Source organism: Paenibacillus kribbensis (assembly GCF_002240415.1).
GTDB lineage: Bacteria > Bacillota > Bacilli > Paenibacillales > Paenibacillaceae > Paenibacillus > Paenibacillus kribbensis.
The window spans coordinates 5,089,213-5,109,107 of the sequence record NZ_CP020028.1; the positions used below are offsets into that span (position 1 = coordinate 5,089,213).

Here is a 19,895-nt window from a genome sequence, read left to right on the forward strand (position 1 = left end):
AGATTACTGAGTGCCATAAGGAGGAGTCGCAACATGAGACAGCCCTGGAATGAATTTAATTCCAAAATGCCTTGGCGGATGGAGCTTGGTTGTTATGCGCTGAACAAACTGGCCTGTGGAGGCTTGGTCTTTGGCCTCTTATGGATGTATTGCTATCTGACAGAGGAAATAACGGGGATACCCGTAACTATAGCAGGCAACAGCGGTGAGCTGACCGCGCAATTATGGGCCTATGGCTTTGCCCTCCCGGCAGCTCTTGCCGCCGATGCGCTGCGCGATTTTTTACCCTGGCTGCGAAAGCCCGAGCAGCTCAGCCTGTACCTTGCCGCAGGATTCAGTATCTTTCTCCTGCTAGGTACTTTGATGTCGCCTGCCGGAGCCGGCATTTTATGGAGCAACGGCATAGCTGGCGCAGTCATCACACTGCTGTACTACGGGGGAAGGCGCTGGCTGAACCGTGGATATGGAGTACAGATTATGCTGGCCTTCCTCCTGCCGCTACTGCTATGGCCTATAGGGCTTCAATGATGTCACCGGCCACCACCGCGGCGGGATGCTGGCGATGACGCGCGGCTGTTTCTCCAGCCACGCCATGCAGGTACACACCAAAGGCCGCTGCCTGCGAAGCGTTCAAGCCTTGCGCCAGCAAGCCCGCGATAATGCCTGTCAGCACATCGCCCGCGCCGCCTGTCGCCATCCCGGCATGACCCGTCGTATTGACGTAGGCCGTTCCGTCAGGGCACGCGATAACGGTACGCGCTCCCTTGAGTACCAGCGTAACCCCGCGTGTCCGGGCATACTGCCGGGCATGGGTGATGCGGTCACGCTGCACCTCTGCCGTCGATATGCCCAGCAGACGAGCCATTTCGCCGGGGTGCGGCGTCAGCACGACCGCCGCGCTTCTCGGCTTCCAGGCATCCAGCTCAGGTCCCGCAGAGGCGAGGATGTTCAGGGCGTCCGCATCAAGCACGAGCGGACCCTCGTACTCCTCCCACAGGCGGCGCAGCCAGCCGGTGTCCCCCGTGAAGCGGCCGAGGCCGGGACCGACGGCCAGCACATCGCGCGCCTGCGCGAGCTGCAGCAGCTCCTCCGCAGAGTCGGCGTTCCATTCGCCGTCTCTCCCCGTTGCTGCGGCCGCCAGCATCAGCTCCGGCGCGGTGCCGATCACATGCGGCAGCAGCCCTTCGGGCACCGCCCACGTCACAAGGCCGCTGCCGATCCGCAGGGCGGCACGTGCGGCCAACAAGCCCGCGCCGCTCATGCGCAGGCTTCCGCCCGCGACGAGAACGTGGCCGTAGGTGCCCTTGTGCCCGTCCGGCACGCGGCGGCGGCTTACGTCCACGTTCAGCGCTTCGCGCAGCGTGTCGCGGGTCAGAAGACGTAGCTGCACGCCGCATTCACGGGCAAGCCCGGGCGGGATGCCGATGTAGCGTACCACCACATCGCCTGCGGCCTCGGCGCCCGGGTATTGGACGAGCCCGCGCTTCAGATAGGCGAGGCATACGGTGACACGCGCACGAATGCACGGCTCGTGCAGCGCACCTGTGTCGGCATCGAGGCCGCTAGGCACGTCTACCGACACGAGCGGCGCGCCGCTGGCATTGGCCTCGCGGATCAGCGAGGCATAGGGCTCGCGCGGCGGGCCCTGTGTGCCCGTGCCCAGCAGGGCATCGACGATGCCTGAGGCGCCGCGCAGGTCGAGGGCATCCCGGCCGTAGACGATGACCGGGATGCCCAGAGCCGCGATGACATCGCGCTGCGCAGCCGCCTCGCCGCGCAGCGTATCCGGTGAAGCGGCGTAGACAACGGTGACGCGCAGCCCCGCATCGGTCAGATGGCGGGCTGCCACCAGTCCGTCGCCCCCGTTGTTGCCTTTGCCTACGAGGATATACCAATGCTCCCGTTGCCATACAGCATGGCGCCCGTGATTCCGCAGCTCCGTCCGAATGACCTCGCCGTGACCCGGCAGCTCGCCCGGTCCTGTCTGAGCGACTTTTTCTATCGCCTGCCCCCTGAACACATCAGCATCATCAGCACCGCAGGTTGGATTGGTATGGCCTCCCAAGCTGCCATTGCTCGATCCGCATCTCCCCGCGCAAAGCTTCATTACCTCGTCGGCTACCGCACGCCCGGCGTTTTCCATCAACGTGAGGGCCGGGATACCCAGCTTGTCAATCGTATACCGATCCAATTGCCGCATTTCATCGGCGGTCACCATGTACATATTTTTTCTCCTCCCGTATTGAAGTACCTAGCGCTTAGTATCCAACCGTAAAACGGGAATTGACAAATTCCCCTTCCACCAGCTCATCAATCAGGGCTACTGCATAATCCTCTACCGAGATACGGCTGTGGCCCAACTCGTCGACCACCAAGTGATCCAGGCCAATGCGGAAATGCCCCGTACGCTTCCCCGGTTCAATAATTCCCGCAGGACTGCAATATGTCCAATCCACATCGGCAGCGCGATACAGTTCGAGTGCCTCAGCATGTGCAGCCGCAAGTGGCTTGACTTCCTCAGGGAACTCGGCGGTATCCATCAGGCGTTCACCGTTTTCTGTTATCAGGCTTCCGGCTCCGCCAACCACGAGAATGCGCTCCGCACCGGAACGTCGAGTGCCTTCCAATAAAGACCGGGTTGCCTCAAGCAATTCTTCCTCCGCTCCAAATGTGGGACCGTAGGCGCTAATAATAGCATCGTGTCCTTTCGCCACTTCTGTAACTGAATTCGGATTTAGAATGTCCGCTTGAACGACCGCCAAATATTCGCTTTGCTCCGTCACCCGCTGTGGATCACGTACTGCCGCCGTTACCTCATACTTGCGCTTGATCGCTTCCTTCACTAACGCCTGACCAATCGTTCCTGTTGCTCCGAAAATAATAACCTTCATATGAACTTGCCCTCTTCCTGTAATTTACTTATTATTAGTATTTCGCAAAATTTGATTTCAGTTGTCTAAATTAATTCCTTGAATGGCGTATTCCACGCAAAGCTGTCCGTTCGGTTGATTCGATGTCATGCTGGATCGCCTCTCCCTGCTTGTAATCTTGTCTATTTTACCAAAAAATACTTTATATATCTTGGTCAGGCACAGACAGCCCTTGAAATGCTTGTGCGGTCTGTGCAATAGTGTAGGAAGAACAATGGAAGGAGGGATTGCGGGTGTCCCCGACGGACTTCGCGGCCTTAGCCGCATATATCTCACCCGGTCTGATTGCCTTACTGCTGGCGTTGTCCTTGCTGGTATGGCTGTACGTTCGCAGTGCAGTCCAGCTTCGAAATTCTCGTCAGCAGCGACTGAATGAATTACAGGAGTCCCTGCGCATCTACGGACGATTAGCAGGCTGCCTCCAAACCGCTGCCCTGGACAGCAGCAACGAAAAGCAGCAATACCCGAACGAACTGATTCATGCTCTTCAGGAGGCGAAGGCTGCTCCCTATTTGACTCCTCACTTGCAGGAGCAGGTGCAGGCATCCCTCCGGGAATGCGATGCTTTTCGCAGGGAATTGCTGCTCAAATCCCTGGAACGCGAAATGAACAAATTGATCGAGGAACGACGGCTTGTCTTGCTGGAGTCACATGCTCCAGGCTGGGGGACAGCTTTATGGAAGCTGCTTCGTCCGGCAGCCGGCCCGTTGGCCCTGACCGGAATGATCTGGCTGGTCTCAAGGCTGCTTGTGGAGTTGGCATCGTACAGCAATGTCGATAGCAGTCTGTCCAACACTACGCCATCTGCCTACTGGCTTATAGGATGTACATGGATGAGATTTGTATCCGGTTTGATCGCGCTGCTGTATGCATATCGGCTGATGACCCTACGCAGGCAAAATGATCTGGACGTAACGGCTTCCCATTTTCCAACAAGCCTGTTGTCTATGGTGATATCCGCTGTCGCTCTGTTTCAATGGATCGGACCGGAGGCTTCTCCTTACATACTGGCTGTGCAGCTTGTGCTGTTTTTGCTCGGCTTCCGACTCACCCGAGGCCGCTCACGGAGTGATCGTCCTTATGTCGGTCATCCCGGTCTGATGAAGGCTGATTCATCTCAGCAAGGTGGGCATCTGGCAGACAAAGATAGAACGTCTGACCCTTCTTTGACAGAAGAACATACCCGATATTAACCTTCAAACCACATACCATCATCAGGACATCCCAACAAACAGCGAATGGCTTTAGGGGTGTCCTGTTTTTTGAACAATTTTGGGCTTTTTGAGGGGTTAGGCTTGTGCCAGCAATCAAGGAAAGGGTATATTGTTTATATAAATGTAAATCATATCGTTTTTTATGTATGAATATTGAAAGAAATCCATATATGTTAAACTACCATCATTTGATGTACGTTAGAATTGGAGGAACTATGCAACTGGACATTTCTGAAAAATCACTTCCCGTATATGAAGCGCTGGCCAGTGAGGTTCGGCTGAATATGATTGTTCTGCTTGCGGAAAAGCCTATGAATATACGCGAGTTGGCGGAAGCGCTGGGACTTAGCAGTGCGATCATGACCATGCATGTCAAAAAGCTGGAGAGAGCGTCCATTATTTCGACTAAAATGCTGCCCGGACGTGGTGGAGTTCAGAAGGTGTGCTCGCTGGCTACGGACAAAATTGAGATCGCCATGCCACGCTATCAGCAGGATGTGCGGCAATTTCATCAGACGGAAATTTCCGTCGGACACTTTACGGATTTTGAAATTCAACCGACCTGTGGATTGGCTACCGTCGAAAAAATCATCGGAGAATTCGACGAGCCTCGTTCATTCCTGGACCCTGAGCGCTTCAATTCCAAAATCCTGTGGTTTAGCCAGGGATATATGGATTATAAGGTACCCAATTTCCTGCTGTCCAGCCAAAAGGCCGAGGAGCTGGAAATTTCGATGGAGCTATCGTCCGAGGCGCCTTTTACCAATGATAACTGGCCTTCAGACATTACTTTTTTTCTGAATGATGTCAATCTGGGGACTTGGACCAGCCCAGGAGATTTCGGGGACAACCGTGGTAAATACACACCCGCATGGTGGCCAGATTTCATCAATCAATACGGTCTGCTCAAAAGACTTCGCATTACGTCCGAGGGTACCTTTATGGACGGCAAGCAGATATCCGATGTGACTTTAAGCCAAGTGCTGATTGACCAGAAGCAATGGAAGTTCCGTATTGCCATACTGGATGATGCCCAGCATATTGGAGGGGTAACCCTGTTCGGTACCGGATTCGGTAACTACAACCAGGATATTCTGTTCCGCCTGTACTACAAACCTGCCGAAAGCCACACCAAAACAGCAGCGGTAGAAGCTGGCGAAGCCGGCAAATAGCTGTCGAGCCATTTCAGACCGTTTCAAGACCTGGAACACGGCGTTTTGCCCATGCCTTTCATGGAAGCAAGCGCCGTGTTTTCCTATGCCCTCTTTCGATGTTCTGTGGCTATCGGCCGCTCAATCCCCTCCACCCCGCCAATGATGCGCAAATCACCGTCTTCTATATCCAAAGCGCATACATAAATCCCTCTTTCATCCCGAGATGCATAAGTTCCTGTATAAAATAACTGCCCATTTCGTTCATCCATTCGGTTCACGCTTCCTCCGATTGCTGCGTTGTCTTGCATTATTACCCATAATCGACTCCGAAGTACACATTGATTCTCTTTACACAAACTTTTTGTTTTGTTATATTGTTAAAGTTAATTGTCAACCACATCAAATTCATTTAGGTTGACAATTAAAATAATAGATTGGCGAAGGATGGTGATCATTACGTACTATGAACGTCTCGCCGCCATGAATAAGGCGCACTTATGGCTTCCCTTTACTCAAATGAAAGATTACAACAAGTTGGACCCTCTTATTATCGAGCGTGGTCAAGGTGTCAAACTGTATGACATCCAGGGCCGGTCATATTATGACGGATTCTCTTCTGTTTGGCTGAATGTGCACGGTCACAACGTACCGGAACTCAATCAGGCGATCACGGATCAGTTAGAGCGGGTCGCCCACTCTACACTGCTTGGAATGGCGAATGTACCTGCCATCGAACTGGCCGAGAAGCTGGTGAGAATCACCCCCAAGGGCTTAAACAAAGTGTTTTACTCCGATTCAGGAGCAACTGGTGTCGAAATCGCAATTAAAATGGCGTTTCAATACTGGCACAACCGCGGAGTACATGAGAAAAAGACATTTATTACGATGAAGCAAGCGTACCATGGAGATACCATCGGGGCAGTCAGCGTCGGCGCGATTCCCCTGTATCATGATGTGTTCCGACCGATGTTGTTTCCCACAGAGACCATTCCTTATCCTTATGCTTACCGCCACAAAGGCGGCGCGGCGGGTGCAATGGAGTCTACTTTAACCGCTTTACGCAATCTGCTTGAGACTCGTGGGGATGAAATAGCAGCTCTCATCGTGGAGCCAATCGTGCAGGGAGCGGCAGGAATGATCATCATGCCGCCAGGCTGTTTGCGGGAAATGGCCTTGCTTTGCCGCAAACACCAAGTACTTCTCATCGCGGACGAAGTCGCAACAGGTTTCGGTCGCACAGGAGCCATGTTTGCCTGCGATCTCGAAGGCGTTTCGCCTGATCTGATGGTTGTCGGCAAAGGACTCACTGGCGGCTACTTGCCCGTCGCCGCGACACTTGCGACTGACGAGATATACGATGCCTTCTATGCCGATTATCAAGAGCAAAAAACATTTTTCCACGGACACTCCTTTACTGGAAACCCGCTTGGCTGTGCCGTTGCTTTGGCCAGTCTAAGACGAATCGAGGAGCAAGATATGCTAACAGGCGTAATAGCAAAGGCCTCATTGGTCGAGCAAAAGCTTATGGCACTTAAAGAACGGCCGCATGTCGGGGAAATTCGGCAAAAGGGCCTGATGATCGGAATCGAACTCGTACGTGATAAGACTTCACGCGAGCCATACGACTGGGAAGATCGGATCGGCGTTCGCGCTGCCGAGCGTGCAAGAGAACTTGGAATGCTCACAAGACCGCTTGGCAATGTTGTCGTATTCATCCCTCCTCTTGCCAGTACAGAGGATGAGTTGAATGCCATGACCGATATTTTGGCAGCATCCATTGTGGACGTCACCGAAAATGGAATAACGATATGAGCACATTACGGGGAATGTTTATAACCGGTACGGATACCAGCGTTGGAAAGACCATTGTGACATCGGCGCTTGCCGCTGCGCTGCGTGCAGAAGGTCTAAATGCAGGTGTCTGGAAGCCTGTGCAGTCCGGCGGCCTTCTTGGCAGCGGAGCAACGGATGCCGAACGTCTGCTGCAAAGCACAGGCATCTGTGAACGCCCCGAGGCTGTAGCACCTTTTACATTCGAAGCACCTCTGACCCCAATGCTTGCCGCCAAGCAGGCTGGTGTGACGCTTAGTCTTAAGGAGATTATCGCCGCAGGAGAACCACTTATCGGGCGCTATCAAGCACTGCTTATTGAAGGGGCGGGTGGGGTCGCTGTACCGTTGACCGATAACGCGCTGGTGATTGACCTGATTTCCATGCTTCACGTACCTGTTCTGATCGTGGCCAGATCCGGTCTGGGTACAATCAATCATACACTTCTGACCATTTCCTTCTTGCAGCAGCGCGGAATCCCGATTGTAGGCATCATCATGAACAACAACGAATGTGTTGATGCCCTGGATAATCCAAGTGCCGCGACAAATGCAGAACTCATCGAACGCTACAGCGGCGGCCTGAAGGTCCTTGGACATTTTCCATACCTATATAACGAGGCTAATGACAAGACAAATACCGAGATGCTTATCCACTCTGTTCGAAAAAACATTCAATTAGCGCCGATCAGGCAAGCATTGTCATTACAAGGCGGTGATGGTCATCCTTTGGATGAAAAAAGAACTTGAGGCATTAGACCACGCATCAATGGAACGCCGCTTGCGTATCCATATCCCTATTCCCGAAAGTCCTGGTTACGTGATGCATGGCGGACGAGCACTACTGGACTTGTCCTCGAATGACTATCTGGGGCTGGCCCAGCATCCTGCCATTATTGAAGCGATGCGTGCTGCACTCCTCAAGGAAGGAGTTGGTGCCGGTGCCTCCAGGCTTGTAACCGGCAATCGGCAGCCATATGCACAGCTAGAAAAAGCGTTGGCAGCATGGCAAAACTGTGATGCGGCACTTGTCTTCGCAAACGGGTATATAGCCAATGTTGGTGTCATTAGCGCGCTTGTGGGCCGCGGCGATGTGGTATTCAGCGACCAGCTCAACCATGCCAGCATCGTCGACGGTATTATTTTGAGCCGCGCCGAGCATGCGCGGTATCGCCATAACGATATGGAGCATTTGCGTGCCTTATTGCATAAATTTCGTGATAAACGACGGAAGCTCATCGTGACGGACGCAGTCTTTTCCATGGATGGTGATCAGGCGCGCTTGCACGACCTTATTGCACTCAAACGGGAGTTTAATGCCCTGCTGATGGTGGACGAGGCACACAGCGGAGGGGTTTACGGTCCACGTGGCGAAGGATTGACCTTTGCACTCGGAGTAAAAAATGATGTGGATATTCACATGGGAACACTCAGCAAATCGTTTGGCATCTACGGAGCTTATGTTTGTGGGAGTGAGACACTCATCAGATGGCTGATGAATAAGGCGAGGCCGCTTATCTATTCAACGGCGCTCCCCCCTTCTCTTATAGCGGGGGCTGTTCAAGCGTTAAAGCTGATACAAACAGAACACTGGCGTCGTAAGCGGTTGTTCGCGGCAAGCGAATTTTTTCGCTCCTCATTATGTGAAGCAGGTTTTAATATCGGCAACGGCGATTCCGCAATTGTACCTTTGGTGCTAGGCCATAATCATAAGGCTTTGCAATTTAGCAGTGCTCTGGAAAACGAAGGTATTGCGGCGATAGCCATTCGTCCTCCAACAGTACCCGAGGGGACTGCGCGAATTCGCTTCTCTTTATCGGCTGCACATTCCCTGGAGGAGTTAGCAGATGCCGTTACGAAAATTTGCAGGCTAGGACTTCAACTAGGGGTTTTGGAGTCATGAGGTCACAATTAGGCGGCACTATCCTGTGGCTAACCGGGTGGAGTATGTCAAATCAGGTCTTTGATCGGCTGCGCGGGCTTCTCCCTGATTTTCATCATGCTTCTGTAGATTACAGCGCTGCTGCTTCCTCTGAGGAGATGCTGCATTTGACCGAAACGGCAGCGAAAGGTCTGCTTTCCTCAGGCTCTGCTCCTTTTCTGATAGGAGGCTGGTCACTGGGCGGGCTATTGGCATTGAAACTCGCGGATCAGAAACTGGCAGATGGACTTGTACTTTTTTCAGCAACAGCCAGGTTTACTCGTCCCAAAGAACAACAGAATCGCGGCTGGGGAGACGCCTATGTCAGGCAGATGATCACCGGACTCCAAAGAGATCGGCAGGCTATAGAGAGCAAATTCAGTCAGATGATGTTTACGGACCTGGAAACAGCGTCGGATCTCAGGAATCATCGTTCCCTCGTAGGCGACTGGACAACTCCGGCACTCATCGCGGGGCTTGAAACTCTCCGTCATGTGGAGTGCCTCTCTCGACTTCCGACCATTCATTGTCCAGTTCTTCTTATACACGGCACCGAAGATCAGATTTGTCCTTACGAGGCGGCAGAGGAGCTGCTCATGCAATTGCCTCAGGCAAAACTACTAGCCATACCCGATAGCGGACATGCTCCGTTTGTGGGCAGGGAGGCATCTATAGCTGAATCAATTAGGAGTTGGTGGCATGATCAGTAGAAAAGCAGCGATTGCACGGCAATTTAACCGCAGCGCGGCAGGGTTGTATGATATGCATGCTCATGTGCAGCGCACCATGGCGGACATGCTTGCGGAATTCCTTATGCAACAGGCAAATATTGATGATTCCAATAAACTCGGCATGCTTGAGATCGGATGCGGCACCGGTATTCTAACTGAAATTTTGGTGAACAGATGGCCGCACTCGTCTATTACTGCACTGGATATTGCGCCTGCAATGCTTCTGGCCGCTGAACAGCGTGTGCTGGGTACTGCAAACCCTGTAGGCTCGAACGATAGGCCTTCATCTGATATTCGCTTTTTGCTTGCCGATGTCGAAAAGTGGGCGGCTCACACTCCTGCCTCTTCGTTCGATCTCATCGTTTCCAGTGCTTGTTTCCAATGGTTGAGCCAGCCGCAGCAAACACTGAATTACCTTTACCGACTGCTTCGCCCCGGAGGGATACTTGCATTCGCGACCTTCGGGCCTCGTACCTTCCACGAGTTGCATACAGCTTTTGAAGAAGTTTACCGTGCTAAAGGTATGGTGGCCCAGAGGCACGGACTCACGTTTCAATCTGCAAATCAATGGAAAGATTCATTAACAACAACTGGTTTCTCCAATATTCAATATAAATGTAAGCTGTTAACGGAAGAATACGCTTCACCAAGGGATTTTCTATTATCTGTAAAAGCGCTGGGAGCTAGCACTTCAGAAGCCGTTATTTCCCACAGTCTCGGATCGCGACGTCTGTTCACCAGCCTGTATAAAGAGTATGAAAATCGTTTTAGTACGCCGGAAGGTGTTGCAGCGACTTATGATATTGTATTTATTCAGGCATCAACACCTGAATGATCTTTAAGGATACAAATCAAAAAAACAGGACCGTTTCGTTCAAGAAACGTCCTGTTTTTCAATAATACTACACCGCTGTGGTTTGCGTACCTCTGCTGTTCCATTTTAAAGCCAGCCCCAAGCTAAGAATGAGAATGGCTGCCCCGAAAATGTACGGCAAATTGATATGCACCTTGAACAACGTACCCGCCAGCGCAGGTCCCAGAATATTACCAATACTCATATAGGCATTGTTCATCCCGGCTGCAACGCCCTGCTCATCTCCCGCCATTTTGGATAAAGCGGTATTAATGGCTGGTCGCAGTAGCGACGTGGCGGTAAAGAAGATAAGGGAAACCCCGAGTACATAATAAAAGTTACCAGAGAGCAGCATAAGCACGAGGGAAATCGCAGAAAACAAAAAGGAGCCTATAATAACACTTTTTTCACCAAAACGATTTAACAGCGGACTGATGACCACAGCCTGAATCACTGTTCCGACCAATGCACCTACTGTAATGATGATGGCAATATCACGCTCATTGTAATGGAACTTGCCCGTTACGAAGAAAGGGAACATGGTTTCAAAATGCGTTAGCCCAAAGGTGAGCGTGAATATCATAATCAGCAGCATAAAATACGGCTTGCGAAAAGAAAGTGCAAACTGCTTAATCACATTATCGCGCTTGACCTTAACATTCCGAAATTCCAACTGCTTCTCGAGCGACAAGGTTTCGGGCAGTAAAATCAATGAGATCAGCGCAGCCAAGCCCGATACGCAGGCCGAAACATATAAAGGCGTGCGCATGGAGATATCCGCCAGAAAGCCGCCCACACCAGGGCCGATAACAAAGCCAAGGGACATGGCGGCGCCCAGCAAACCCATTCCTCTGCCGCGATTGTGTACCGTTGTAATGTCGGCAATATAAGCCATCATCGGAGGAATCATAAAGGCAGCTCCCGCTCCTCCCAGCAAACGGGAAATATACAGCATCGTCAACGAGTGTCCAATAGCAAATAATACAGAAGACACCGTCATGATTGCCAAACCGATAATAATCATTTTTTTACGTCCGTATTTATCGGACCATCCTCCAGCTAACGGTGAAAACAGAAACTGGGTCAAGCCAAACACGGCAACCAGGTAGCCTCCCGTTTCACCACTACCTCCCAAGGAATTCATAAATTTGGGAAGGATCGGGATGATAAGCCCAATTCCCAGCATGGCAATAAACATATTAATCATCAAAATGACCAGCGGTCCCATTTTCAACTGTTGTGAATCTGACATGTTGCGTTTTGTCCTCCTCAGCCTCTTTATTTCGCATGCGAAAATCTTATTTTGCAGCTATTTTATCAACAAAACTATATTAATAGAGCGAGAGGCAAATAACAACATAAAATACTTCCGTTAGCCCTGAATCTTTCCTTTGACAGGACAGCAAAAAGGAGCCTGTGCGTTCAGAAATGGTATCCGTCGAATATCCACATTGAGATTTGAACTCATCCAGTTTCCTACTTATCAAGCGAATATGCTCCTCAATATCAGTTCCTTATTGGGAATCCTCGAATAGCTCATGCAGCATCTTTTCCTTGTTGTTCAAAAATTGCTTCATGATGACGAAATGATCAGTTTCCTCCAGCGTCCGGGTATCGATTCCTTCATGTGTCAGATGATACAGGACAGAGTCGGGATAGGCCATCAAAATCGGGGAATGCGTAGAAATGATAAACTGTGAGCCCTGCTGTACAAGTTCGTGAATCCGTGCAAGCATGGCCATCTGGCGCAAAGGCGATAAGGCGGCTTCCGGCTCATCCAGAATATACAGCCCGTGTCCGCCAAACCGATGCACAAATGCAGCAAAAAAAGACTCGCCATGCGACTGCTCATGCAGCGACTTCCCCCCGTAGGACTCTCGAATGGGTCGACCTCTTCCTTCTCGATCCAGCTCATCAATATGAGTCGCCACATTATAGTAGCTCTCCGCCCGGAAAAAGAAGCCATCCCTTGGCTTGTCTACCCCTCTTACCAGCCGGATATGCTCATGCAGCGAGGAATGTGTGGCCTGTGTAGAAAAATTAAAATTTTTGGTGCCACCCTCTGCATTAAATCCCCAGGCGACTGCGATTGCCTCCATAAGCGTGGATTTACCCACACCATTTTCTCCAACGATATAGGTAACGGAAGGATGGAACTTGAGTTCATTCCACTGGTGAAGAGCCTTTAAGTTAAAAGGATATTGGCTCCTGTCAGCATCTGGAGGCAACAACAGCTCCAATCGACGTATAAAAAGATTGCGATCCCATATACTCATTCCAGTTCAGCTCCATTTCCAAGCAATTTGCTAGGCATTCCACCATTATATTGGAATGATTTACAGCAATCAATCTGAAATCCCATTTTCGTAACCCTTCTGTTGTTATTCAAGCGGTAAATACAGGTATAATATATAGTAGGGTAAATTTCATTATTTTTCAGGCAGGTGAATCGATGAATCCAAATCACAAACCAATCCAATCCTTTAAAATCGTACAGTTCATAATAACTATCTACAGGCAGCGAATGACGCGTATTTTGCTACCGCTGGCTGTACTGGCTTTTATTATATGGGAGGCTGGACGTGAGCTGAAAAGCTTCAATCTGGCGCGTATGCTTCATGAGCTGCGGCGAATGGATGCCGCGTTCCTCATCGAAATCGGCTTGTTCTCACTGGCAGCCGTGGCGGCCATGAGCGCATACGATTACGTGATCAGGCATCATTTCAAGCTTCAGGTCAAGCCTGGAACGACATTTCGGTACGCCTGGATCGCCAATACCTTCAATAATGTCTTTGGCTTTGCAGGCTTTACAGGCGCGGGACTACGCACTGTGCTGTACAAAAAAAGCGGCGTGCCGCTGGGTGTCATTACCTCTGCGGTCGTATTCCTTTCGCCCATCGTCATTACAGGATTGTCTTTACTGGCTTGGGGAGCCATTATCCATCTGTATCCGGTCCAGCCTGTAGTAGATGCTCATCCATGGCTTCATTGGGCGCTATGGGGAATGGCGTTGTACCTGCCGCTGTTTCTGACCCTTCAACGATCCAAGCGTTACGCCAAATGGTTCAATAAGGGAGAAGGCCGGCTCTCCTGGTCCACGATCTCCGCCTCCATTGGCGCTTCGCTGCTGGAATGGCTGCTGGCCGGTCTTACCTTTGCATGGATTGGCTCATACTTGCTCCATGAGCTGCCAATCAGTGCCGTGTTCGGCATTTATGTCATTGCCGCGATAGCCGGACTCATCAGTCTCGCACCCGGAGGGGTTGGTGCTTTCGACATCATTGCCCTGCTTGGACTGCAATTGGCGGGTGCCAATCCAGATCGGGCCCTGGCTGTGCTATTGGTCTTTCGCGTCTTTTATTTCATCATTCCGTGGCTGATCGGCCTGGTCCTGGCCGCACTGGAGATGATTCCGCGCAACGAGCGCTTGAGCCAACTGGCCGAGACAGGTTGGGATTACTCCCTCAATGCCTGGCAGAAGGTATGGGGCTGGCCTGGTCAGTTCCGGTTTTTGGCCGATCTGGGGGTATGGGCGCTTGGCAAGCTGGTACTCATCTCCGGCGTTGTGCTTCTTTTGTCGGCAGCTACGCCCGGCCTGTTATATCGGCTCCGTTTTGCCGAGCATTTGCTCAGTTTGCCTGTCATGCGCTTATCGCACGAAATCTCGGTTATCATCGGGATTATGCTTGTCGTCCTGTCCCACGGGATATCTCTGCGTATTCGCAGAGCATTGCGATTGACATTGATACTGCTGTTGGCGGGCGCTATTTTCACCTTCATCAAAGGTCTGGATTTTGAAGAAGCCTTGTTCTTGCTGTTCGTGGCATTAATGCTGTGGATTTCGCGTTCACGGTTTTATCGGGTCAGTGCGCCGCTGAATCGGCACAACATTTTTATATGGGGCGGGTTATCTCTCCTCGTAACCGGGGCTTATTTTATGATTGGAGCAGGCTCCAATACTCCGTTTATGCGCCATCTGCATGCCAAGGTTCATCTGGATTTTTTTATGAACCGTAGTGATTACGGGGTTACTGCTGTGTTCAGTTTGATTTTGGCATGGGTGTTCCTGACGGTGTATTTCTTCCTCAGACCGCAACGCATAATCGGTAATCTGCCCGATACGCAGGAGTTGAATAAGCTAAAAGAATTTTTGGATCGACAGGGCGGCAATCTCGTTTCTCATATGCTTTTTCTTGGGGATAAGTATCTGTATTGGACCAAGAACGAAGAAGTGGTTATTCCCTATGCTCGCAGCCGGGACAAGCTGATTGTATTGGGCGACCCGCTCGGTTCAAAAGAGCATGTGAGTAAAGCGATTCAGGAATTCCAACGCTTCGCAGATCGGTATGCGTTGACGGCTGTATTTTATCAGGCATCACCGGAGTATTTGTCCATCTATCACGAGAACGGCTATCGCTTTTTCAAGCTGGGCGAGGAAGCGCTGGTGCCACTGGAGTCCTTTACACTGACAGGCAAAAGCAACCAGGCGCTGCGCAGCGCCAAAAACCGCTTTGACCGCGAGGGCTACTCGTTCGAAATGATTCAGCCGCCCCTAGAATCGTCACTCATGGAGGAACTGCGTCATATTTCTAACATCTGGCTGGACGGACGCAAGGAAAAGGGGTATTCACTCGGCTGGTTCAAAGAACCTTATCTTCAGCTAGCACCAATTGCACTGTTAAAGGACCCCGAAGGAAAGGTTATCGCCTTTGCTACAATGGCCCCTGCCTATGATCATGGACGGACGGTTTCCATTGACCTGATGCGCCACCTGCCTGACACACCGAATGGCACGATGGACTACTTATTCACACGGGTCATTGAGTGGGCCAAGGAGAACGGGTATACGACCTTTAATCTCGGCATGGCACCGCTGTCTCAGGTAGGACAAAGTGAAAAGGCACTGCGCGAGGAAAAGCTGGCCCGGCTCGTGTTTCAATATGGGGGGCATTTCTACGGCTTTCAGGGGCTTCGACGCTTTAAGGATAAATTCAAGCCGCAGTGGGAGCCACGCTATCTGGCCTATCCGGCTTCCGTCTTTTTGCCAATCCTGACACTGGATCTGGTATATCTGGTATCCAAACGCTCCGACTAAACGAAAGCATGCTGACAACAGCAAAACCCGACATAAAAAAGGTGTTCCCAACCACAACGGTTGCAGGAACACCTTTTGATTTGGAAAGGATTCTTAGAAACTGCCTTTTACAACTACTTCGGACAGTGGGAAACGTCCTGATGGACGTGCTGGAACTTGTGCCTTGCCTACGCTAATAAGCATGACTGGCAGGTAACGTGCAGGAATGTTGAATTGCTCGATCAATTGTGCAGGAATAAAGCCACCCATAGCACAAGTGTCGTATCCCAGAGATTTAGCAGCCAGCATAATGTTTTGTGCCGCCAAAGAAGAATTCAGGATCGCTGCATCGCGAGCTACTTGCGGATTTTGGTATGCACCATTGATTTGACCCACCAAGGCATCACGAATTTCTGCTGGCAATGTGCCTGCTTCTACCGCTTGATCATAAATGACTGTGTTACGGTTTGCTTCCAAATCGCCCAATACGGCAATCGTTACGGAGCTTTCTGCAACTTGACCTTGGTTGTAGGCGATAGGCAACAATTTTTGCTTGTCCGCTTCGCTTTCGATCACGAGAAATTTCCAGTGTTGAAGGTTCCAAGCAGAAGGGGCTTCAATAGCAGCCGTCAAAATAGTCTCCAGGTCACCCTCCGGCAATTTAAAATCCTTCACATAGCTTTTCACCGCGTGTCTTTCACTAATAACAGAAAGTGTTTCGTTCTTTTGGATGCTCGACATTGTGGGCACACTCCTAATGTTTTCATATTATATATCTAACTTGAATACTCATTAACTTCCCAAACTACTGCAATTATAAAAATGATAGTGAATGATGTCAATATGTTTAAGGATGATGACCCTTCACTCAAAATGCAGTAAAATACGAGTAAGACATTCATATCGGTAGATGCCCGCCGATCGGACAAGACATAATGAGTTTATTGGTTCTTATTTGATGAAAAAGGAGCGCTACTATGATTGGATCATTTAAAAAAACGGATATTGCTTTGTTTGCCGCCTGGGTTGTAGCTTGTGTGGCTACATTAGGCAGTCTGTACCTCAGCGAAATTTTGGGGTATGAGCCCTGCAAGCTGTGCTGGTTTCAGCGCATTCTGATGTATCCCCTGACCCTTTTGCTCGGGATCGCTTATTTTCGGGGAGATACGGGAATACGCCGTTATGTCATGCCGCTGGCTATCATTGGAGGCGCGATTGCAGCCTATCATTTTACGATTCAGCGTATCCATGCAGCCGCCAAAGCAGCTACGCAAGCCTCAACCTCCTGCGGCAGAGTATCCTGTGAACAGGATTACCTGAACTGGCTTGATTTTATCACCATTCCTTTTCTCGCACTCATTGCCTTTATCCTTATTATTGCAGCGATGGGATATATCATGCGCCAGGAGAAAAAATCAGCTCAGGGAGAGGTACAAGCCAAGGTTCTCGCATAAACATGATAGTGACCCGATTATAGGGGTCAGGCACCACCCTTGAGGCGTATAATCCGCTTGCCGGAGGAAAGACTGTGACTAATTATATCCATTACATATGTGTTATAATGATAGAGGTTTGCAGTCTGTCCAATAACGCTTACATTCCTTATAGAGGGGGCCCAGTTCATGTTTCATATCAGCACCCCATTTCTGCAATATGGCGCGACCTTCGGCATGATCCTAATCGCTATTTCGGCAATTTTTATCCGCATGAAGACAGGTCACCGTCCTATTAACGCCAAAAAGATCATCATCCCTCCACTCGGCATGAGCACCGGCTTTATGATGTTTGTCGTGCCAGAGATACGGGTTCCCTGGCTTTGGGCACTTGGCGCTTTTCTGATCGGCTGGTTTATTTTTTCCTATCCGCTGATCCGCAGTACCAAGTTTGAACTTCAAGATGGGAAGGTTTACGTACAACGTTCGCGGGCCTTCTTTTTTATCCTGATCAGCCTGCTGATCGTCCGGCTGCTGCTGCATGAGTTTATTCAGCATTACATCACTATTCCGCAGACAGCAGGGCTATTCTTTATATTAGCCTTCGGGACCTTGCTGCACTGGCGGCTGCGTATGTATTTTCAATATCGCGAATTTGTTTCGAGCTGAGACGTAAGCCTGCATCTGACCAACAGGAACCTACATGCATTATGGCATGTTGCTGTATAGACCAAAAAGACACGTTCTCCCAGCAGGAGCCGTGCCTTTTTGGTCTTTTGGTTTAGTTGGGGCAGCATGTGCTGTACGCTACCCGGTTGCTGTCTCTTCTTATTGCTGGGTCAAAATAATCGGGCCGTCCGCTGTAATAGCCAGCGTGTGCTCGTACTGCGCCGACAAACCGCCGTCCAGCGTACGTGCGGTCCAGCCGTCCGCATCAATTTTACTGCGGTATGTGCCTGTGTTGAGCATCGGCTCAATCGTAATGACCATGCCTTCTTTCAGACGCGGTCCGCGATGCGGTGGTCCATAATGCGGAACCTGTGGTTGCTCATGCATTTCTTCCCCGATGCCATGCCCAATAAATTCGCGTACGACCGAGAAGCCTTCTGCTTCTGCATAAGTTTGAATCGCATGGGAAATGTCCCCGATCCGGTTACCGATAACCGCCTGCTCAATCCCTTTGTACAGAGATTCTTTGGTGACGTCCAGCAGCTTCTGTGCCTGCTCAGACACGTTACCCACTGCATACGACCAAGCAGAATCCGCCAGCCAGCCGTTCAGGTTCACAACCATATCGATGGTTACGATATCCCCGTCCTTCAACGGCGTCTTGTTCGGAAAGCCATGGCAAATCACATCGTTAGGTGATCCGCAAGTTGCAAACTGGTAGCCGTTATAGCCCTTTTGCTCCGGCGTTGCACCATGCTTTTTCATGAATGATTCCGCAAAGGCGTCAATTTCCAGTGTTGTAATACCCGGCTTGATCATTTTGGCAATTTCCCGGTGACAAGCAGCCAAAATCTCGCCAGCTTTTTTCATATTTTCAATTTGTTCTTTAGTTTTAATGATAATCATTAAACGGTCTCCTTCTTTTCCGTGTTCGTTCCACTTTTCACTACTTCCTTTTGCTGCTTCTATTGTAACGCTAAAAGCAGCGAAATGGAACCAATGTCCGTTGATACCGTTTACAAGTATCTTAAATTGGGTATATAATACCCGTAACTTGTATACAAGGATGCAAAATCATTTCCAAGATAGGAGTATCCTATGAAATATCCAACAACCTGGTTACAGGGTGCAACACTTGGGGAAAGGATTGCTTGCGAACTCCGGCTCCAAATTATACGCGGCATACAGCCCCCCGGCACCGTGCTGTCTGAGAACCAGATTGCTGCCGATTTTGGCACAAGTCGTTCTCCTGTACGCGAAGCTTTGAAGGTACTTGCAAGTGAAGGCCTTCTCCGTTTGGAGCGCATGGGAGCGATTGTCATCGGCATGACCCCCGCTGATATGGAGGAACTGTTCGACGTAAGAAAGCTGATTGAGCATTTTGTTGTACAAAGGTATGTACATAGCGATAATACCGGGTTGGTAACCGCTTTAAACCGAATGATCGACAAAATGGAAGTCGCTCTCAAGCACCAAGATGTCGTCGAATTTTCTCTTCAGGACTTTAATTTCCATGAAGCCTTGGTTCTGGAGGCAGGCCATACCCGTATTCTTCATACCTGGAATGGAATGAGACAGCTGATCCTGACGGTTATGCTGGCTGCCACAGAACAACGCTTTGCGTCCAACATTGAAGAATCCCAAGTTACGATTCACAAACATCGCACCTTTGCAAACGCCTTAAATCAGGGTGACGCGCAGGAGCTATTCGAGTTTATTGAGGATCATTATCGAGATACTCGCAACGCGGTTAACGACAGCGTGCTGTCTCCCTATCACAAGGCACGCTCCTAGTTTGTACATACATGACAAAGAGCCGATGCACCGCGCTTTACGCGTTTTTAGCAGGTGCGGTTCTTCTTCCAATTGAAGTTGTCGACAAGTATACATCCAACTGCGCACGAATGAATTAGGAGGCACTGGTTAACGGGATGCCTGGGCATGAATGATGCCGGCTTTTGGATGATCAAGGAATTTTTCAACATGTCCGTTCCGCAGACTCTAAAATCATGGACCGTTATGGAAACCATTCTCTCCCTGGTTGCTTTCGGTTTGATTATGCTGCTGAGTGTGTTAATTTAACGATA

At 50.4% G+C, this 19,895-nt stretch carries 19 protein-coding genes and 1 pseudogene; 13 read left to right on the forward strand and 7 right to left on the reverse strand.

Annotated elements, in window-relative coordinates; genetic code table 11:
* Window positions 1-33 precede the first annotated feature (33 nt).
* Entirely contained in the window at window positions 34-528 is a 495-nt protein-coding gene (locus B4V02_RS22675) for a hypothetical protein (RefSeq protein ID WP_094156517.1), read from the forward strand.
* Here B4V02_RS22675 and B4V02_RS22680 read toward each other — a convergent pair.
* Window positions 512-2,224 carry an NAD(P)H-hydrate dehydratase gene (locus B4V02_RS22680; protein ID WP_094156518.1) on the reverse strand — a complete coding sequence of 571 codons (1,713 nt, stop codon included), beginning with the start codon at window positions 2,222-2,224 and terminating at the stop codon, window positions 512-514. The two genes, B4V02_RS22675 and B4V02_RS22680, sit on opposite strands and share 17 nt — an antisense overlap.
* Before the next feature lie 34 nt (window positions 2,225-2,258).
* The gene (locus B4V02_RS22685) at window positions 2,259-2,891 is read right to left on the reverse strand and encodes an NAD(P)-dependent oxidoreductase (RefSeq protein WP_068504098.1); all 633 of its coding nucleotides are present in this window, start codon (window positions 2,889-2,891) and stop codon (window positions 2,259-2,261) included.
* A 272-nt stretch (window positions 2,892-3,163) separates the two neighbouring features.
* Between B4V02_RS22685 and B4V02_RS22690 the strand changes: the two genes are divergently transcribed.
* Both B4V02_RS22690 and B4V02_RS22695 read left to right on the forward strand, forming a co-directional pair.
* Window positions 3,164-4,123, forward strand: coding sequence for a FliJ family protein (locus B4V02_RS22690; protein WP_094156519.1), 960 nt, complete (start codon window positions 3,164-3,166; stop codon window positions 4,121-4,123).
* A 236-nt stretch (window positions 4,124-4,359) separates the two neighbouring features.
* Window positions 4,360-5,316, forward strand: a complete 957-nt coding sequence (locus B4V02_RS22695; protein WP_007428508.1) for an ArsR/SmtB family transcription factor — start codon at window positions 4,360-4,362, stop codon at window positions 5,314-5,316.
* 83 nt (window positions 5,317-5,399) lie between these two features.
* Here the strand turns inward: B4V02_RS22695 and B4V02_RS25995 are convergent, their stop codons facing one another.
* Window positions 5,400-5,567, reverse strand: coding sequence for a lactonase family protein (locus B4V02_RS25995; RefSeq protein ID WP_244188391.1), 168 nt, complete (start codon window positions 5,565-5,567; stop codon window positions 5,400-5,402).
* A 175-nt stretch (window positions 5,568-5,742) separates the two neighbouring features.
* On the opposite strand from B4V02_RS25995, the gene bioA reads away from it, so the two are divergent.
* From bioA to bioC, 5 genes are read left to right on the forward strand one after another with little or no spacing between them, the layout of a single operon-like run.
* Window positions 5,743-7,110, forward strand: a complete 1,368-nt coding sequence (gene bioA, locus B4V02_RS22700) for an adenosylmethionine--8-amino-7-oxononanoate transaminase (protein WP_094156520.1) — start codon at window positions 5,743-5,745, stop codon at window positions 7,108-7,110.
* Window positions 7,107-7,877 (forward strand): dethiobiotin synthase, encoded by a 771-nt coding sequence (gene bioD / locus B4V02_RS22705; RefSeq protein WP_094156521.1) that lies wholly within the window; start codon window positions 7,107-7,109, stop codon window positions 7,875-7,877. The genes bioA and bioD overlap by 4 nt, the downstream gene beginning before the upstream one ends.
* Window positions 7,861-9,030 (forward strand): 8-amino-7-oxononanoate synthase, encoded by a 1,170-nt coding sequence (bioF, locus tag B4V02_RS22710; protein ID WP_244188392.1) that lies wholly within the window; start codon window positions 7,861-7,863, stop codon window positions 9,028-9,030. The genes bioD and bioF overlap by 17 nt, the downstream gene beginning before the upstream one ends.
* A complete protein-coding gene (locus B4V02_RS22715) occupies window positions 9,027-9,758 on the forward strand; it encodes an alpha/beta fold hydrolase (protein WP_094156523.1) in 732 nt (243 codons plus the stop codon). The genes bioF and B4V02_RS22715 overlap by 4 nt, the downstream gene beginning before the upstream one ends.
* Window positions 9,748-10,614 (forward strand): malonyl-ACP O-methyltransferase BioC, encoded by an 867-nt coding sequence (gene bioC / locus B4V02_RS22720; protein ID WP_094156524.1) that lies wholly within the window; start codon window positions 9,748-9,750, stop codon window positions 10,612-10,614. Before B4V02_RS22715 ends, bioC begins: the two co-directional genes overlap by 11 nt.
* Before the next feature lie 67 nt (window positions 10,615-10,681).
* On the opposite strand, the gene B4V02_RS22725 is transcribed toward bioC, so the two are convergent.
* Together B4V02_RS22725 and B4V02_RS22730 are read right to left on the reverse strand one after the other, a co-directional pair.
* Entirely contained in the window at window positions 10,682-11,884 is a 1,203-nt protein-coding gene (locus B4V02_RS22725; protein ID WP_094156525.1) for an MFS transporter, read from the reverse strand.
* 262 nt (window positions 11,885-12,146) lie between these two features.
* Window positions 12,147-12,908, reverse strand: a complete 762-nt coding sequence (locus tag B4V02_RS22730; protein WP_094156526.1) for an AAA family ATPase — start codon at window positions 12,906-12,908, stop codon at window positions 12,147-12,149.
* Window positions 12,909-13,084: 176 nt separating this feature from the next.
* Here B4V02_RS22730 and mprF point away from each other — a divergent pair, with 176 nt between their 5' ends.
* A complete protein-coding gene (gene mprF, locus B4V02_RS22735; RefSeq protein WP_094156527.1) occupies window positions 13,085-15,727 on the forward strand; it encodes a bifunctional lysylphosphatidylglycerol flippase/synthetase MprF in 2,643 nt (880 codons plus the stop codon).
* Between the two features lie 93 nt (window positions 15,728-15,820).
* Here mprF and B4V02_RS22740 read toward each other — a convergent pair whose 3' ends face one another.
* A complete protein-coding gene (locus B4V02_RS22740) occupies window positions 15,821-16,447 on the reverse strand; it encodes a nitroreductase family protein (RefSeq protein WP_007428498.1) in 627 nt (208 codons plus the stop codon).
* 236 nt (window positions 16,448-16,683) lie between these two features.
* On the opposite strand from B4V02_RS22740, the gene B4V02_RS22745 reads away from it, so the two are divergent.
* Both B4V02_RS22745 and B4V02_RS22750 read left to right on the forward strand, forming a co-directional pair.
* Window positions 16,684-17,160 carry a disulfide oxidoreductase gene (locus B4V02_RS22745; protein ID WP_007428497.1) on the forward strand — a complete coding sequence of 159 codons (477 nt, stop codon included), beginning with the start codon at window positions 16,684-16,686 and terminating at the stop codon, window positions 17,158-17,160.
* 168 nt (window positions 17,161-17,328) lie between these two features.
* A complete protein-coding gene (locus tag B4V02_RS22750) occupies window positions 17,329-17,808 on the forward strand; it encodes a CcdC family protein (RefSeq protein WP_094156528.1) in 480 nt (159 codons plus the stop codon).
* Between the two features lie 159 nt (window positions 17,809-17,967).
* On the opposite strand, the gene map is transcribed toward B4V02_RS22750, so the two are convergent.
* The gene (map, locus tag B4V02_RS22755; protein ID WP_007428495.1) at window positions 17,968-18,714 is read right to left on the reverse strand and encodes a type I methionyl aminopeptidase; all 747 of its coding nucleotides are present in this window, start codon (window positions 18,712-18,714) and stop codon (window positions 17,968-17,970) included.
* Window positions 18,715-18,906: 192 nt separating this feature from the next.
* Between map and B4V02_RS22760 the strand changes: the two genes are divergently transcribed.
* Together B4V02_RS22760 and B4V02_RS22765 are read left to right on the forward strand one after the other, a co-directional pair.
* A complete protein-coding gene (locus B4V02_RS22760; protein ID WP_007428494.1) occupies window positions 18,907-19,602 on the forward strand; it encodes a GntR family transcriptional regulator in 696 nt (231 codons plus the stop codon).
* A 147-nt stretch (window positions 19,603-19,749) separates the two neighbouring features.
* Window positions 19,750-19,890: pseudogene (locus B4V02_RS22765) on the forward strand (GntT/GntP/DsdX family permease); the annotation flags it as partial.
* Between the last annotated feature and the right edge of the window lie 5 nt (window positions 19,891-19,895).

Excerpts from the sequence above, each read along its gene's own strand:
- B4V02_RS22675 (WP_094156517.1), top strand. The coding sequence starts at position 34 with ATGAGACAGCCCTGGAATGAATTTAATTCCAAAATGCCTTGGCGGATG.
- B4V02_RS22680 (WP_094156518.1), bottom strand. The coding sequence starts at position 2,224 with ATGTACATGGTGACCGCCGATGAAATGCGGCAATTGGATCGGTATACG.
- B4V02_RS22685 (WP_068504098.1), bottom strand. The coding sequence starts at position 2,891 with ATGAAGGTTATTATTTTCGGAGCAACAGGAACGATTGGTCAGGCGTTA.
- B4V02_RS22695 (WP_007428508.1), top strand. The coding sequence starts at position 4,360 with ATGCAACTGGACATTTCTGAAAAATCACTTCCCGTATATGAAGCGCTG.
- B4V02_RS25995 (WP_244188391.1), bottom strand. The coding sequence starts at position 5,567 with ATGGATGAACGAAATGGGCAGTTATTTTATACAGGAACTTATGCATCT.
- bioA (WP_094156520.1), top strand. The coding sequence starts at position 5,743 with ATGGTGATCATTACGTACTATGAACGTCTCGCCGCCATGAATAAGGCG.
- bioD (WP_094156521.1), top strand. The coding sequence starts at position 7,107 with ATGAGCACATTACGGGGAATGTTTATAACCGGTACGGATACCAGCGTT.
- bioF (WP_244188392.1), top strand. The coding sequence starts at position 7,861 with ATGAAAAAAGAACTTGAGGCATTAGACCACGCATCAATGGAACGCCGC.
- B4V02_RS22715 (WP_094156523.1), top strand. The coding sequence starts at position 9,027 with ATGAGGTCACAATTAGGCGGCACTATCCTGTGGCTAACCGGGTGGAGT.
- bioC (WP_094156524.1), top strand. The coding sequence starts at position 9,748 with ATGATCAGTAGAAAAGCAGCGATTGCACGGCAATTTAACCGCAGCGCG.
- B4V02_RS22725 (WP_094156525.1), bottom strand. The coding sequence starts at position 11,884 with ATGTCAGATTCACAACAGTTGAAAATGGGACCGCTGGTCATTTTGATG.
- B4V02_RS22730 (WP_094156526.1), bottom strand. The coding sequence starts at position 12,908 with ATGAGTATATGGGATCGCAATCTTTTTATACGTCGATTGGAGCTGTTG.
- mprF (WP_094156527.1), top strand. The coding sequence starts at position 13,085 with ATGAATCCAAATCACAAACCAATCCAATCCTTTAAAATCGTACAGTTC.
- B4V02_RS22740 (WP_007428498.1), bottom strand. The coding sequence starts at position 16,447 with ATGTCGAGCATCCAAAAGAACGAAACACTTTCTGTTATTAGTGAAAGA.
- B4V02_RS22745 (WP_007428497.1), top strand. The coding sequence starts at position 16,684 with ATGATTGGATCATTTAAAAAAACGGATATTGCTTTGTTTGCCGCCTGG.
- B4V02_RS22750 (WP_094156528.1), top strand. The coding sequence starts at position 17,329 with ATGTTTCATATCAGCACCCCATTTCTGCAATATGGCGCGACCTTCGGC.
- map (WP_007428495.1), bottom strand. The coding sequence starts at position 18,714 with ATGATTATCATTAAAACTAAAGAACAAATTGAAAATATGAAAAAAGCT.
- B4V02_RS22760 (WP_007428494.1), top strand. The coding sequence starts at position 18,907 with ATGAAATATCCAACAACCTGGTTACAGGGTGCAACACTTGGGGAAAGG.